Origin of the sequence: Candidatus Rhodoblastus alkanivorans, assembly GCF_022760755.1 — a bacterium.
Taxonomy (GTDB): domain Bacteria; phylum Pseudomonadota; class Alphaproteobacteria; order Rhizobiales; family Beijerinckiaceae; genus Rhodoblastus; species Rhodoblastus alkanivorans.
Genome location: NZ_JAIVFP010000001.1, coordinates 358117 through 372440 on the forward strand (window position 1 = coordinate 358117; position 14324 = coordinate 372440).

Annotated in this window: 11 protein-coding genes; 6 read left to right on the forward strand and 5 right to left on the reverse strand. The window is 59.0% G+C overall.

The features are described from left to right. Positions 1-8: 8 nt before the first annotated feature. The 3 genes from mnmE to ispG all read right to left on the reverse strand — a co-directional run bounded on the left by mnmE (position 9) and on the right by ispG (position 4368). Positions 9-1355, reverse strand: a complete 1347-nt coding sequence (mnmE, locus tag K2U94_RS01670) for a tRNA uridine-5-carboxymethylaminomethyl(34) synthesis GTPase MnmE (protein WP_243065551.1) — start codon at positions 1353-1355, stop codon at positions 9-11. Positions 1356-1429: 74 nt separating this feature from the next. Further along, complete coding sequence (gene rho, locus K2U94_RS01675; protein WP_243065552.1) at positions 1430-2734, reverse strand: transcription termination factor Rho; 1305 nt, start codon at positions 2732-2734, stop codon at positions 1430-1432. Between the two features lie 335 nt (positions 2735-3069). After that, entirely contained in the window at positions 3070-4368 is a 1299-nt protein-coding gene (gene ispG, locus K2U94_RS01680; RefSeq protein ID WP_243065553.1) for a flavodoxin-dependent (E)-4-hydroxy-3-methylbut-2-enyl-diphosphate synthase, read from the reverse strand. Between the two features lie 176 nt (positions 4369-4544). Between ispG and K2U94_RS01685 the strand changes: the two genes are divergently transcribed. The 4 genes from K2U94_RS01685 to K2U94_RS01700 all read left to right on the forward strand — a co-directional run bounded on the left by K2U94_RS01685 (position 4545) and on the right by K2U94_RS01700 (position 8778). Next, positions 4545-5330, forward strand: a complete 786-nt coding sequence (locus tag K2U94_RS01685; RefSeq protein WP_243065554.1) for a 3-hydroxybutyrate dehydrogenase — start codon at positions 4545-4547, stop codon at positions 5328-5330. Positions 5331-5423: 93 nt separating this feature from the next. After that, entirely contained in the window at positions 5424-5573 is a 150-nt protein-coding gene (locus K2U94_RS01690) for a hypothetical protein (RefSeq protein WP_243065555.1), read from the forward strand. A 76-nt stretch (positions 5574-5649) separates the two neighbouring features. Then, positions 5650-6603, forward strand: a complete 954-nt coding sequence (locus K2U94_RS01695) for a bifunctional riboflavin kinase/FAD synthetase (RefSeq protein WP_243065556.1) — start codon at positions 5650-5652, stop codon at positions 6601-6603. Positions 6604-6693: 90 nt separating this feature from the next. Next, the gene (locus K2U94_RS01700) at positions 6694-8778 is read left to right on the forward strand and encodes an ABC transporter ATP-binding protein/permease (protein WP_243065557.1); all 2085 of its coding nucleotides are present in this window, start codon (positions 6694-6696) and stop codon (positions 8776-8778) included. A 24-nt stretch (positions 8779-8802) separates the two neighbouring features. Here the strand turns inward: K2U94_RS01700 and K2U94_RS01705 are convergent, their stop codons facing one another. Beyond that, entirely contained in the window at positions 8803-9699 is an 897-nt protein-coding gene (locus K2U94_RS01705; RefSeq protein WP_243065558.1) for a hypothetical protein, read from the reverse strand. A 110-nt stretch (positions 9700-9809) separates the two neighbouring features. Next, the gene (locus tag K2U94_RS01710; RefSeq protein WP_243065559.1) at positions 9810-10616 is read right to left on the reverse strand and encodes an OmpW/AlkL family protein; all 807 of its coding nucleotides are present in this window, start codon (positions 10614-10616) and stop codon (positions 9810-9812) included. A gap of 430 nt (positions 10617-11046) precedes the next feature. Here K2U94_RS01710 and dnaK point away from each other — a divergent pair, with 430 nt between their 5' ends. Together dnaK and dnaJ are read left to right on the forward strand one after the other, a co-directional pair. Then, positions 11047-12948, forward strand: a complete 1902-nt coding sequence (dnaK, locus tag K2U94_RS01715) for a molecular chaperone DnaK (protein WP_243065560.1) — start codon at positions 11047-11049, stop codon at positions 12946-12948. Between the two features lie 181 nt (positions 12949-13129). Continuing rightward, entirely contained in the window at positions 13130-14266 is a 1137-nt protein-coding gene (dnaJ, locus tag K2U94_RS01720) for a molecular chaperone DnaJ (protein WP_243065561.1), read from the forward strand. The last annotated feature ends 58 nt before the right edge of the window (positions 14267-14324 follow it).

A 14324-nucleotide genomic window follows, 5' to 3' on the forward strand; every position in this document is an offset into this window, starting at 1 on the left:
GACCCAGTTCACTTCCCGATGCAAAATCGAGCGAAAAGGCTATCCAGGACATCGTCGACGCCGATTCTGCCCAACAGGCTTTCCAACGAAAAGCAGGCTCGCCGCAACTCTTCAGCGACGACTTCCTCAGGCAAGCACTTCTGTCGAGCAGACTGAATAGCATCGCGCGCCGAGACGATCGCGCGCCATTGCCGTTCATTGGCGACAACGATCGAGCTGTCAACCGACATGTTCTTTTCCGCAAAGGTCTTCAGCGCTTGAATCAATTCCTCGAGATGAAGCCCCGACTGAACGGATACCGCAAGGGTCTCGATACCTGATGATGGCGGACAACCATCCACCTGACCAAGGTCCGCCTTCGTACGCAAAACCCACAACGCCCGACGATCCAAATCTTGCGGCGGAGCCGCATGCGGCTCATTCATCGGACACAACCAGAGAACCAGGTCCGCGGTTTCCGCCCGGACCAGCGCTCTTCTAACGCCTTCGCGCTCGATCGGATCGTCAGTCGCACGAATCCCAGCGCTGTCGACCAGGTTGACAGGAAATCCGTTCAAGTCGAGCCGGATCTCCACGAGATCGCGCGTGGTGCCCGCAAACTCGGAAACGATGGCCACATCACGCCGGGCCAGAGCGTTCAGCAGACTCGACTTGCCTGCATTTGGCGGCCCCGCGATCAGAACATTAAGACCATCGCGCACGCGCTCGGCATTCGAATAGCCCGCCTCGACTGCAGCCAATTCCAATTCAACCGCCGCCAACTCCAACTGAACACGACGACAAATCCCGCCGACACTATCAACCTCGTCCGCAAAATCGAGGCCAATCTCCAAATCAGCCATCAGCTCGATAAGTTTTTCGCGCAACCGCTCGGCGAGGGCGCGCAATGAGCCTCCCGCCTGGACGAGAGCCAACTTCCTTTGCGCTTCCGTGTCGGCATCAATGAGATCCGCGAGCGCCTCCGCAGCAATCAGATCGAGCTTCCCATTCTCCATGGCGCGCCGAGTGAACTCACCGGCCTCGGCCGACCTGACTCCCGCCATTTTTCGTAGGATCGAGAAAATTTTGGCGACGACGGCGATGGAACCATGAACATGCAACTCGACACAATCTTCGCCGGTAAAGCTGTTCGGCCCTGGGAACCATATCACGATCCCTACGTCCACAAGATCCTCGGTCTCTGGATCAATGATCCTCGCCAACCTTGCCAATCGAGCCTCCGCGCGGCCCGACGTGATTGACTGCAAAATTCGGCGCGATTCCGAACCGGAAATCCGGATGATCGACACCGCCGATTTTCCTACCCCCGACGACAAGGCAAAGATCGTGTCGTATTGCCTCAAAGCCGATAGCATGAGCCCTCCCGAACAAGATCGGCCATGTTTCACGTGAAACATGGCCGCATTTGTTTCGCATTTCCATCAGGCGATCAGGTGTTCATTGACTCGAAAAAGCTGGCGTTGCCCTTGGGCGTCTCGCGCAATTTTCCTAACAGAAACTCGATCGCATCGACCGTGCCCATGGGATTCAGGATCCGCCTCAGCACATAGGTCTTCTTCAAAATATCCGCTGGAACGAGCAGTTCCTCTTTCCGGGTCCCTGACCGCGTGATGTCGATTGCCGGAAATACGCGCTTGTCCGCAACCTTGCGATCCAAAATAATTTCCGAATTGCCCGTCCCTTTGAATTCTTCGAAAATGACTTCATCCATACGTGAGCCGGTTTCAATCAGCGCTGTCGCGATGATCGTGAGCGACCCGCCCTCTTCCACATTTCGCGCCGCTCCGAAAAATCTTTTCGGGCGCTGTAATGCATTGGCGTCCACGCCGCCCGTCAAGACTTTGCCCGACGATGGCACGACAGTGTTGTAGGCTCGCCCCAATCGCGTAATTGAGTCCAGGAGAATGACGACGTCGCGCCCGTGCTCCACAAGCCGCTTCGCCTTTTCGATCACCATTTCCGCAACCTGAACGTGGCGCACGGCAGGCTCGTCAAAAGTTGACGATACCACCTCCCCTTTGACCGATCGCTGCATATCCGTCACTTCCTCCGGACGCTCATCAATCAGAAGAACGATGAGATAGCACTCCGGATGATTTGTTGTGATTGATTGCGCGATATTCTGAAGAATCACGGTCTTACCCGTCCGGGGAGGCGCCACGATCAATGCGCGTTGTCCCTTGCCAATCGGCGAGACAATGTCGATCACTCGCGCCGATAGGTCCTTCCGCGTGGGATCCTCAATTTCCAGCTTCAACCGCTGATTGGGATAGAGCGGCGTCAGATTGTCGAAATGAACCTTGTGCCGCACTTTTTCGGGGTCTTCGAAATTAATCGAATTAACCTTTAAAAGAGCAAAATACCGCTCTCCCTCTTTCGGGCTGCGGATCAATCCCTCAACGGTGTCGCCAGTGCGTAAGCCGAACCTGCGAATTTGCGACGGCGAGACATAAATATCATCTGGTCCCGCCAAATAATTCGCGTCGGGCGCACGCAGAAACCCGAAACCATCCTGAAGAACCTCAACAACGCCCTCGCCTATGATCTCGATGTCACGGGAGGCAAGCTGCTTAAGAATTGCAAACATCAATTCCTGCTTGCGCATGATTGATGCGTTCTCAACTTCATGCTTTTCCGCAAAAGCCAACAATTCCGTCGCGGATTTTGCTTTCAAATCCTGCAACTTGATTTCGTTCTGTCGGCTCTGGGATTCAATTTTTTCAATGTCTGCCATGGCGCAGAACGCTCTTCTCACGATGTTGGATGAATTTAGGCTTCGGCTGTAAGGGCCGTTATCACGTCGCGCAGCCTCGAAAGGGCATGTTGCCGAGCGATCGCTTGAAAGGGAGAGAGCCAAACAATAGCCCTTTTCCGCCGTCGCGTAAAGCGTCCGCCGAAGTTTGACTAAGGTCCGCTTTATTCCTCACACGCGGCGAGCCGTTAATCCATCCCGCCATTTATGCTCAGGAACCCGAAGCAGGAAAGTTGCGAATGAGCGAAGCGGCAATACCGCAAAAAAACCTTGCGACGCCCTCCTCAGCGGCGGACATCTACCCGCCAGGCCGACCGTTATTCCGCCGCGCTTGTTCGCGCCTTGCCGCCAAACCTCTGCGCGACGTAATCCTCGACGATCTTTTCGAACTCTTGAGCAATGCCGTCGCCGCGCAGGGTCTTCACCTTCCTGCCGTCGATGAAGACGGGCGCGGTCGGCGCCTCACCTGTGCCTGGCAATGATATGCCCACATCGGCGTGTTTCGATTCGCCTGGTCCGTTCACGATGCAGCCCATGACCGCGACATTGAGCGTCTCGACGCCAGGATAAATCCTTCGCCAATGCGGCATTCGATCGCGGATCATGGACTGGATATCGCGTGCGAGTTCCTGGAAGACGGTGCTTGTGGTTCGCCCGCAACCCGGACAGGCGGCGACGAGCGGTACGAAGGTGCGGAAGCCCATGGTCTGCAGGATTTCCTGCGCCACCTGAACCTCCAAGGTCCTGTCTCCACCCGGCTCGGGCGTCAGCGACACCCGAATCGTGTCGCCAATGCCCTCCTGCAGCAAGACGCCCAAGGCAGCGGAAGAGGCGACGATGCCCTTGGAGCCCATGCCGGCTTCGGTCAATCCCAGATGGAGCGCATAGTCAGAGCGGCGCGCCACCATGCGATAGACCGAAATCAAATCCTGCACGCCGGATACCTTGGCCGAAAGGATGATCCTGTCCCGCTTCAGCCCGATCTCCTCGGCGCGCTCCGCCGAAAGCAACGCCGACCGCACGAGCGCCTCGCGGGTCACTGCCCGGGCGTCCACTGGATTTTCGGCTTGGTGGTTCTCATCCATCAACGCCGCCAGCATGTCCTGGTCGAGCGAACCCCAGTTTGCGCCAATCCGCACGGCCTTGTCATGCTTGATCGCCAATTCGATGATTTCTCCGAACTGCTTGTCCTTCTTCTCCTTAAAACCGACATTACCGGGATTGATGCGATATTTGGCCAAAGCTTCAGCGCAGCCGGGATGGTCGGCGAGCAATTTGTGCCCGATGTAATGAAAGTCGCCGACAAGTGGGACATTTACGCCAAGGACGTCCAACCTCTCGCGGATTTTTGGAACCGCCGCCGCCGCCTCGTCGCGATCCACTGTGATCCGCACCAGTTCCGAGCCGGCCTGGGCGAGGCTGGCGACCTGGCGGACCGTGGAGTCAATGTCGGCCGTGTCGGTATTGGTCATGCTCTGCACGACAATCGGAGCGCCTCCGCCCACCACGACCGAGCCGGGCCCTACGCCAACCCGCACGCCGGCACTGTGGCGACGTATCAAAGGCTCCGCAGGAATTTCAGTTTCGCTTAGCGGAGGAAAAGCAAGTTCAGTCATTTCAGCAGCTCATGATCGCCAAATTCGCCTCTCTATAACAAAGGTCGCCACTCTTGTCGCGCAAGGACGCCCTGATGAATTTCGCGGCTGCAATTTTCGCGGCGCACATTATATTTCCCGTGAAGCTCACTCCTGTGCTTCGCAATCATTTACGTGCTTCGCAAGAAGGAGCCGATATGTCGCTTGCCGCCAAGACCGCCGTCGTCACCGGATCCACCTCTGGCATCGGCCTCGCCGTAGCCCGCGCCTTCGCAAAAGAGGGCTGCAATGTTCTGATCAACGGATTCGGTGAAGCCGCCGCCATCGAAAAAGAGCGCGCGTCAATTGAGAAGGAGTTTGGCGTCAAAGCGATCTACGACGGCGCCGATATGACCAAGCCGGAAGAAATCGCCGCCATGATCGCGCATGCCGAGAAGGACTTCGGCTCGGTCGACATTCTCGTGAACAACGCCGGGATTCAATTCGTCTCGCCAATCGAAGAGTTCCCAATCGAGAAATGGAATCAGATCATCGCGATCAATCTTTCCTCGGCGTTCCATGCCATGCGCGCGGCTATTCCGGGCATGAAGGCGCGCAAATGGGGTCGGATCATCAACACAGCCTCTGCCCATTCGCTCGTCGCTTCGCCGTTCAAATCAGCCTATGTTTCAGCCAAGCACGGCATAGCAGGTCTGACCAAGACAGCTGCTCTCGAACTCGCGACCTTTGGCGTCACCGTCAATTGCATTTCCCCCGGCTATGTCTGGACCCCTTTGGTTGAAAAGCAGATTCCCGACACGATGAAGGCCCGCAACATGACCCGCGAACAGGTCATGCATGACGTCCTGCTCGCCGCGCAGCCGACCAAGCAATTCGTCACCGTCGACCAGGTCGCGGCCTTGGCCGTGTTCCTGTCAACCGACGCAGCGTCACAAATCACCGGCGCCAATATTTCGATGGACGGCGGCTGGACCGCCGAATGAACCGAACGCAACGACACCAAGGACTCGTGCCGACGCCCCCAAGCCGCAAAAAGGGAAAATCTTGCGCTTCAGGGCGTCGGCGCCCACGGCGCCATGACCAAGAGCGTCCTTGACTATCTGCTCGAAGATGGCCGCCATTCCTTCGACGACCTCTGCGGAGCCTGCGCCAGGGCGATGAACGCTGTCAACCTCACTGAAGGAATGCACAAATTGGCGGCCCGCATTCGCACCGTGAGGCCTTGACGTTAATGTTCAGAACGGCGTTTACAATCGTGCGATGCCCTTCGCATCGCACAAGGCTTTGGCACCCGAATCTTCCATGCCGTCAGATCCCCGTTTTCTTCTCAGCATCGATCCCGAAACGCCGCCGCCGGGCCTCGTGGGCGCGGTCGTCGCCATAGGCAATTTCGACGGAGTGCATCGTGGCCACCGCGCGGTGATCGCCAGAGCGCAAGCCCTGGCGCGACGCCTCGCAAAACCCTGCGCCGTTCTCACCTTCGAGCCGCATCCCGCCGATTTCTTCGGCCGTGGCGGCGGGATTTTCCGACTGACGAATTGCGACGCCAAAGCTCATCGAATGGCCGAGCTCGGCCTCGACGGCATGTTCGTCCTGACGTTCGACAAGGCCTTGGCGAGCCTCGATGCGGAGGCCTTTTTGCGGGAGGTTCTCATGCGCCGGATTGGCGCCGGCGCGGTCGTCGTGGGATATGATTTCCACTTCGGCGCACGCCGTTCCGGTACGCCCGATTTCCTTCGCGAAGCGGCGCCTAGATTTGGCATAAAAGTTGAGATCGTTGAAAAAGTCGTGGCGGACGAAGAGGGCGCGCTCGACGCCGTCTCGTCCACGGCTACCCGCGAAGCATTGCAAGCTGGCGATGTTCGCGCCGCCGCCGCTTTGCTGGGCCATCACTGGTCCTTGACCGGCCCGGTCATCCACGGCGCAAAACTAGGGCGGCGCCTCGGTTTTCCCACCGCCAATCTCGCGGTTGATCCCTCGTGCCGGCTGCGGCACGGGGTCTATGCCGTCCAAATCGCCCTCAACGGGCGGCGCCTTAATGGAGTCGCCAGTTTCGGCCGCCGCCCGACCGTGGATGATGGACCGCCGCTCCTCGAAGTCTATGTCTTCGATTTTTCGCAAGACCTCTATGGTCGCGATATCGAGGTCTTCTTCATCGATTTTCTGCGTCCCGAACAGAAATTCGATTCACTCGACGCATTGACGGCGCAGATCCGCCGAGACGAAGCGCAAGCCCGGCGGATATTGGGCGCGTGACTTTTTCGGGAAGCCCGGTGAGCCGGGTTATATTCCCTCAAAATTGGCCAGCGCCTCTTCGCCGGCCCGATCTCGGAAGAGAGGAAGACAATGAGACTTCTTGGCGTCGCCGTTGCGCTTTTCGGCATATTGTCGGGGGTCGTGGGCTATCAAAGCTCTAACCCGACCCTCGAACTCCTCGCCGCCGCGAGCCTGGTTGCCGCCTATTGCTGCGAGCGCAGTGCTGACGTTTCGCGCTTCTTGAAGATTTTTCTCGCGCTTTTTACCGTCGAAACCATCGTCTTCGGCCTTGCCGATCTTTCCGCCCGATTTGGCTTCTGGCCGAAGTCGCTGGCCGACGCGCGACTGCCGCCGACCTTGGCGCTCACCGTCGCCATGTTCGCCATCATCGTCTTCGTCGTCTCCCATGTGCCGGTGGTGCGCACCCTAACCCGGATTGCGGATCGGTTTTTCGTGGCCAGCGACGAGACGAGCGCGGGCCTCGGCCGTTTTCGCTTCAGGACGCTGGAGCGGACGCTCGCGACCGGCATGGTCGTTTTCCTGGTCTTGCTGAACCAGGCGCAAGTCGCAATCACGGTGCGGTTGAATTTTTTCAACCGCGACTTTTTCAACGCAATTCAAAACCACAACGGCCCCGAGTTCTGGCGAATGCTGCTTTGGGTGTTCACGCCCTGGGCTTTCATCTATGTCGGCAGCCTTGTCGTGGAATATGTCGTCAGCTCCTATCTGGTCATCCGCTGGCGGCGCTGGTTGACGCAATTCTATATTTCCCACTGGCTTAGCCGCCATGCCCATTATCGCATGTCGCTGACCAGCGGGCCGGCCGACAATCCCGACCAACGTATCGCCGAGGACGTCGCGCGCTTCATTGACGGCGGCGGCGAGGGCGGCGCCTTCGGCTATGGCGTTTATAATTATTCGATCATGCTGATTTCGACTTTGTCGTCGCTCGTCTCCTTCGCCATCCTGCTGTGGAGTCTTTCGGCCAATTTCACTTTTCCGGGCACCAATTTCGCCTTTCCGGGCCTGTTGTTCTGGGTCGCGCTGATCTATGCCGCCGCCGGCACGCTCGTGACCCATCTCATCGGACGGCCGCTCGTAGGCATCATGTTCACGCGGCAGAAGGTCGAGGCGGATTTCCGCTTTTCCCTGGCGCGCCTGCGCGAATATAGCGAGCAGGTGGCCCTGCTAAACGGTGAGAAGGCCGAGACCATCTCGCTAGGCGCCAAATTCAGCGCGTTGATCGCCAATTACATCGACATGATCAACCAGCGCAAAAAACTGACCGCTTTCACGGGATTTTATGGCCAAATCAGCCCTATAATCCCCTATATCTTTGCCGCGCCATTTTATTTCGCAAAAAAAATTGAACTCGGCGTGATGACCCAGACAGCGCAGGCCTTCGGCCAGGTCGAAGGCGCGCTGACCTTTTTCATCTCCTATTACACGTCTCTCGCCGGCTTCCGCGCCGTACTCGATCGCCTCTCGTCCTTCGACGCCGTCATCGAAGCGGCCCAGACGGGTCAGGGTTTCGACATTGAGTTCGGCGCGCCGGCGCCCGCGTTGCGCAATGCGTCCGTCGCCCTGCCAAATGGCGCTCTCCTGCTGAAGAACGTGGATCTCAAGCTGACGCCAGGCCGGAACCTGCTGGTCACCGGCCCATCTGGCGTCGGCAAATCTACCTTGTTTCGCGCGCTCTCCGGCGTCTGGCCCTTCGGCTCCGGCGCGGTGGCCCTTCCTGAATCAGGGCGAATGATGCTGATACCGCAAAAGCCTTACCTTCCAATCGGAACGCTCCGCGAGGCCGTCATCTATCCTGCCGGATCAGGCTTCTATGATGATCGGGACATCGCCGCAGCGCTCACCGACGCGCGACTGCCTCATCTCGCGGACAAGCTCGACATTGCGGATATATGGTCGCAGAGGCTGTCGGGCGGCGAACAGCAGCGCATCGCTATTGCCCGCGCCCTCCTGGCGCGCCCGGATTGGCTCCTCCTTGACGAAGCCACTGCGGCGCTGGATGAGGAAACGGAGGACGCGATTTACAGAATGCTCGCCGAACGCCTGCCGCATACCACTCTCGTCTCGATCGGACATCGATCGACCCTCGCCGCCTATCACGTCGATCGCGCCCGGGTGCAAACCGGCGCGCTCGCTCTCTCGGCGACGCACTGAGGCGCGCGCAAAAAAGGGGCCTCATTACGGCGGCGGAGCCACAGTTCTCAAGATATGCGGCTTCGCCAGCCGCCCCCGCTCATCCCGCGGTCGCTCCGATTTCCTGGCGGCGTCCTCGGCCGCAAGCTGCGATTGGAGCCGAAAATCTCGCGCCTCGGTAAGGCGAAGAGCACAGAAGCCTGTCGCTTCCTCGCGATCGTAATCCCGGCAAGCCTGCGCCCTCTCCGCCGAGAAGGCGGCCTGGTCCTTGATCACGGTCTCGGCGGCCGGCTTATCCTTCTTGTATTTGCTGAGCAAGGTACGAAAATGCGCCCGCATAGCCCTTTCGATCGCGCCGCGTTCCTTCTCCATCGATTTGATCTCGGCGTCAGAGAAACTGCCCCCTGCAGGCCCCCACAAACCGGCGGCGTCGATTCGGCAATCCGCCTGCGTAAAGGCGCAAACGCCAATGGGGCTTCTCGCCCGAACAGCGCCGTTAAGCACATCGAATTGCAAAGGGCAGGCGGATGAGTCCAGTTCGAGGCGATGCACGCCATCGGGAGACCCCAAGGCCTTAAGCCGGACCGGTCCCTCCCCGCCCATCGACACCTCACAGGGTTGATTGGGATGGGAAATCTTGTCTCCCGCCGCGACGAAGCGCGTAACGACAAGTCGGTCGCCGGATTTCTCGATCTGCAACGCGCCGCGAACCCCAAGCAGGCGAAGCGGTTTGCTCAGGACGCCAACGAGTTCTGGGGGCTTCGCCACCGTGAAATGCCCGCTGTATTCTTCCCTGGGCCGGGGAGAAACGGCACGCGGCGGCGTGATGACCTGTCCCTTGGGCGTCGGCGCGCCCACCGCGCCAGGCAATTGTATCTGCGCGCGGCTGGGAACGCCCGCAAAAATCAGGAAAACAACCGGAGCAAAAAAAACGAGGCGCATCGACAGGTGAACTCAGGCGGGACGCAACTATATTAACCGCGTCTCGCCCAAGTCCCAAGTCCCAACTCGCAAATGCGGATCGCAACGCCCGATCAGGCAGGTGGCGGCGATCAATATTTGGCAAAGATCGGTTCGCCGCCGCCAAAGCGATAGATGAGCCCGACGGAAAACAGCCACGGCTCGAAATGGGTATGCTGAAAGACCTTCGCCGGAACCGGACCGATGCCTGGAAGATTGATCCCGTTCGCATAGGATTCGACATAGTTGAACGTCTTTTTGACGTCGAGACTCACGCCCCAGTTACGGTCGATCATATAATCGACGCCGCCCTGCACGACCGGACCCGCCGAACTGCCAACGTGGATGTCATTGAGAAAGGCGTTCTTGTTGTCGAATGAAAATCCGACCGCAACGCCAGCGCCGATATAGGGGCGGATCGACCCGAAATTGTCGAAATGGTAAAGCACGGTGATCGGAATGATCGCCGGCATGATTTGCCCGAGGACCGTCCCATTGGTCACGACGGGATTAGCCGGGTTGTAACCTTTCGTCTTGTCCTTCACGTAAAGAGGGATGCCGCCGGACACATCCACGGAGATATTCCGCGTGACAAAGAATCCCGCTTCGAAGCCCAGCGTCGAGATATTAGTAATCGTTGCGCCGACGCCAGCCGGAAAAGCCGCCGGTACGCCATGCGCCAAGGCGGTCGGATCCTGCGCCCAGATATGCGAACTGCTGGTGTTCAAGCCATAGGTGAAGCCAAGCTTGACGAAAAAAGGCTGGAAACTGTCCGCGACGGGAGCCGGGGTCGTCTCTTTCAGGCTCGGAAGATCGGCCGCATTCGCGCTGGCGGCGAAGGCAAAAAGACCGAACGCGACCGTCAAGGCGCGGGCGCTTCTATGGGAAACCGGCTGCATTTATTCCCCCCTAGTTTATATTTAAACTTTTCATGATGATCCGGCGCGAATGCCTTCTCGTCAATTCGCCGCTCCGGCTCTCCCAGCGCGCGCCATGACCAAGCCGCGCCATGAATAACCCCTCTTATTATTGATTTTATTGCGTCTTTATGACTCTTGCCGCCGTCTGCTCAACGTCGATTCATTGAAAAACAGATCGCCAGTTGCATTAATGTCACGCAATTTTTTGCGTCACCTAATTCAGTGCGCCCGCGGAGCAGACGCAATCGGCTTGCGAGCAAAATGCCATGTCCCTATATGAAGCGCGCTCTTGTAACGGGTCGCCCCCATCCCAATGTGAACGGAAGTCGGGAACCGGGCGAGACAATCTCCGCCCAATACCGGACCGCTTCGGGGTCTGGCGGTTCTGCGAAGAAAGGAACGAATTCTCATGGCTAAAGTCATTGGCATCGATCTCGGCACCACCAATTCCTGTGTGGCCGTGATGGAAGGCTCCACGCCGAAAGTTATCGAAAACGCCGAAGGCGCCCGCACCACTCCCTCCATTGTCGCCTTCACCGACGACGGCGAACGCCTCACCGGGCAACCGGCCAAGCGCCAGGCGGTCACCAATCCGGAAAAAACCTTCTTCGCGATCAAGCGTTTGATCGGCCGCACCTTCGCCGACCCGATGACGCAGAAAGACATCGGCCTCGTCCCCTACAAGATCGTCAAGGCGGGCAATGGCGACGCATGGGTCGAGGCGAGCGGCAAACAATATTCGCCTTCGCAGATCTCGGCCTTCATCCTGCAGAAGATGAAGGAAACGGCGGAAGCCTATCTTGGTCAGACGGTCACTCAAGCTGTAATCACCGTCCCGGCCTATTTCAATGACGCGCAGCGCCAGGCCACCAAGGACGCGGGCAAGATCGCCGGCCTGGAAGTGCTCCGCATCATCAACGAGCCGACGGCCGCAGCGCTCGCTTATGGCCTCGACAAAAAGGGGGCGGGCACCATCGCCGTCTACGACCTCGGCGGAGGCACTTTCGACGTGTCAATTCTCGAAATCGGCGACGGCGTTTTCGAGGTGAAGTCGACCAATGGCGACACCTTCCTCGGTGGTGAAGATTTCGACATGCGTCTCGTCGAATATCTCGCGGATGAGTTCAAGAAGGACAACGGCATCGACCTGAAGAAGGACAAGCTGGCCCTCCAGCGCCTCAAGGAGGCGGCCGAAAAGGCCAAGATCGAACTGTCTTCGGCGACCCAGACCGACATCAACCTTCCCTATATCACCGCCGACGCCTCGGGTCCCAAACATCTGACCCTGAAGCTGACCCGCGCGAAATACGAAGCTCTGGTCGACGATCTGATCCAGCGCACCATCGAGCCCTGCCGCAAGGCGCTCAAGGACGCGGGCCTGACTGCAGGCGAAATCAATGAGGTTGTTCTGGTCGGCGGCATGACGCGCATGCCAAAGGTCCAGGAGATCGTGAAGCAGTTCTTCGGCAAGGAACCCCACAAGGGCGTCAACCCGGATGAGGTCGTCGCTATCGGCGCGGCGGTCCAGGCCGGCGTGTTGCAGGGCGACGTCAAGGACGTGCTGCTGCTCGACGTGACCCCGCTTTCGCTCGGCATCGAGACGCTCGGCGGCGTATTCACCCGCCTGATTGACCGCAACACCACGATCCCGACCAAGAAAAGCCAGGTGTTCTCGACCGCCGAGGATTCCCAGACTGCGGTTACCATCCGCGTCTTCCAGGGCGAGCGCGAAATGGCGGCGGACAACAAGCTGCTCGGTCAATTTGACCTTGTCGGCATTCCGCCGGCGCCACGCGGCATGCCGCAGATCGAGGTGACTTTCGATATCGACGCCAACGGCATCGTCTCGGTCACCGCCAAGGATAAGGCGACGAGCAAAGAGCAGCAAATCCGCATCCAAGCCTCGGGCGGCCTTTCCGAGGCCGACATCGAGAAGATGGTCAAGGACGCGGAGGCTCACGCCGCCGAGGATAAAAAGCGTCGCGAGTTGGTCGACGCCCGCAATCAGGGCGAAGCCATGATTCATTCCGCCGAAAAATCGCTGAACGAATTCGGCGATAAGGTAGCGGCCTCGGACAAGAGCGCCATTGAGGCGGCGATCGCCAGCCTCAAGACCGCGCTGGAGGGCGAGGACGTCGAATCGATCAACGCCCGAGCGAATGAGCTGGCGCAGGCCTCGATGAAGCTGGGCGAAGCCATGTACAAGGCGGAGCAGGCCACCGCGGGCGCCGGCCAGAGCACGGCGGACGCCAATGAAGATGTGATCGACGCCGACTTCAAGGAAGTCAAGGACGACAAGAAGGGCGCGTGATCGGCGACTCAGAAAGAATGAAAGGCCGGGGCGTCGACGCCCCGGCCTCTTGCCGAAAAGAATCCACGGCTGAAAAAAGTTGATTCGACGGGTGGCTGCGTCTAGGGCCTTTGTGCGCTTACGCGGCGGACGAAAGCGCACTTTTCCATTCACCGACTGAGAGATCCGGATGGCGTCGTCAATGGCCAAACGCTGCTATTACGAAATTCTTGGCGTTTCCCGAACCTGTTCCGAAAACGAGCTGAAAGGCGCCTTTCGCAAACAGGCAATGCAGCTCCATCCCGATCGGAACCCCGGCGACAAGGAAGCCGAGCACAAATTCAAGGAAGTCAACGAGGCCTATCAGGTTCTCTCCGACGACCAGAAACGCGCCGCCTATGACCGCTTCGGCCACGCTGCCTTCGAACATGGCGGAGGCGGCGGCGGCTTCGGGGGATTCGGCTCGGGCGAGGGTTTCGCCGCCTCGATGGCCGATATTTTCGACGACCTTTTCGGCGACGTAATGGGCGGACGACGTGGACGCTCCTCCGGCCGCGAACGCGGCGCGGACCTGCGCTACAATATGGAAATCACGCTGGAAGAGGCTTTTCGCGGCAAGACGGCCTCGCTGAAAATCCCCACTTCCGTTACCTGCGATGTCTGCGCCGGCTCCGGCGCCAAGGCCGGCTCGAAGCCGAAAACCTGCCCGACCTGCGGCGGCGCCGGACGAGTACGCGCCCAGCAGGGCTTTTTCGCCATTGAGCGCTCCTGCCCAAATTGTCACGGCCGTGGCGAAATCATCGAAAACCCTTGCCCCAATTGCTCGGGCGCCGGCCGCATCACCCGCGACCGTTCGCTTTCTGTCAATATTCCGGCCGGGATCGAGGATGGCACCCGAATCCGGCTGACGGGCGAGGGCGAGGCCGGCTTGCGCGGCGGTCCTTCGGGCGACCTCTACATCTTTCTCTCGGTCAAGCCCCATCCGTTTTTCCAGCGCGAGGGCGCCGACCTTTATTGCCGCGTGCCGATCTCAATGGTTCAAGCTGCACTCGGCGGCGAGGTCAAGGTTCACGGCGTCGACGGGGCGGAAATCAAGGTCAAGGTTGAGGAAGGCACGCAATCCGGCCGCCAGTTCAAGATCAAGGGCAAGGGCATGCCGGTGCTGCGTTCGCGCGATTTCGGCGACCTCTACATCCAGGCCAACGTCGAAACGCCTCAGAACCTGACAAAAAGGCAGAAAGAGTTGCTGGCGGAATTCGAAAACGAATCGACGACCAAGACTCATCCAGAATCCGCTGGATTCTTTGCCAAAATGAAAGAGTTTTTTGATTTGACCTGAGCAGGCGCCGCCAGCCATTCCTTGACGCTTCTGTGAATGTGAGCGAATGTCGCCGCTT

Bases quoted from the DNA above. Each gene is read 5' to 3' on its own strand.
- K2U94_RS01710 (WP_243065559.1), bottom strand. From the start codon at position 10,616: ATGCAGCCGGTTTCCCATAGAAGCGCCCGCGCCTTGACGGTCGCGTTC.
- K2U94_RS01690 (WP_243065555.1), top strand. From the start codon at position 5,424: ATGACCAAGAGCGTCCTTGACTATCTGCTCGAAGATGGCCGCCATTCC.
- K2U94_RS01700 (WP_243065557.1), top strand. From the start codon at position 6,694: ATGAGACTTCTTGGCGTCGCCGTTGCGCTTTTCGGCATATTGTCGGGG.
- dnaK (WP_243065560.1), top strand. From the start codon at position 11,047: ATGGCTAAAGTCATTGGCATCGATCTCGGCACCACCAATTCCTGTGTG.
- dnaJ (WP_243065561.1), top strand. From the start codon at position 13,130: ATGGCCAAACGCTGCTATTACGAAATTCTTGGCGTTTCCCGAACCTGT.
- K2U94_RS01695 (WP_243065556.1), top strand. From the start codon at position 5,650: ATGCCGTCAGATCCCCGTTTTCTTCTCAGCATCGATCCCGAAACGCCG.
- K2U94_RS01685 (WP_243065554.1), top strand. From the start codon at position 4,545: ATGTCGCTTGCCGCCAAGACCGCCGTCGTCACCGGATCCACCTCTGGC.
- ispG (WP_243065553.1), bottom strand. From the start codon at position 4,368: ATGACTGAACTTGCTTTTCCTCCGCTAAGCGAAACTGAAATTCCTGCG.
- mnmE (WP_243065551.1), bottom strand. From the start codon at position 1,355: ATGCTATCGGCTTTGAGGCAATACGACACGATCTTTGCCTTGTCGTCG.
- rho (WP_243065552.1), bottom strand. From the start codon at position 2,734: ATGGCAGACATTGAAAAAATTGAATCCCAGAGCCGACAGAACGAAATC.
- K2U94_RS01705 (WP_243065558.1), bottom strand. From the start codon at position 9,699: ATGCGCCTCGTTTTTTTTGCTCCGGTTGTTTTCCTGATTTTTGCGGGC.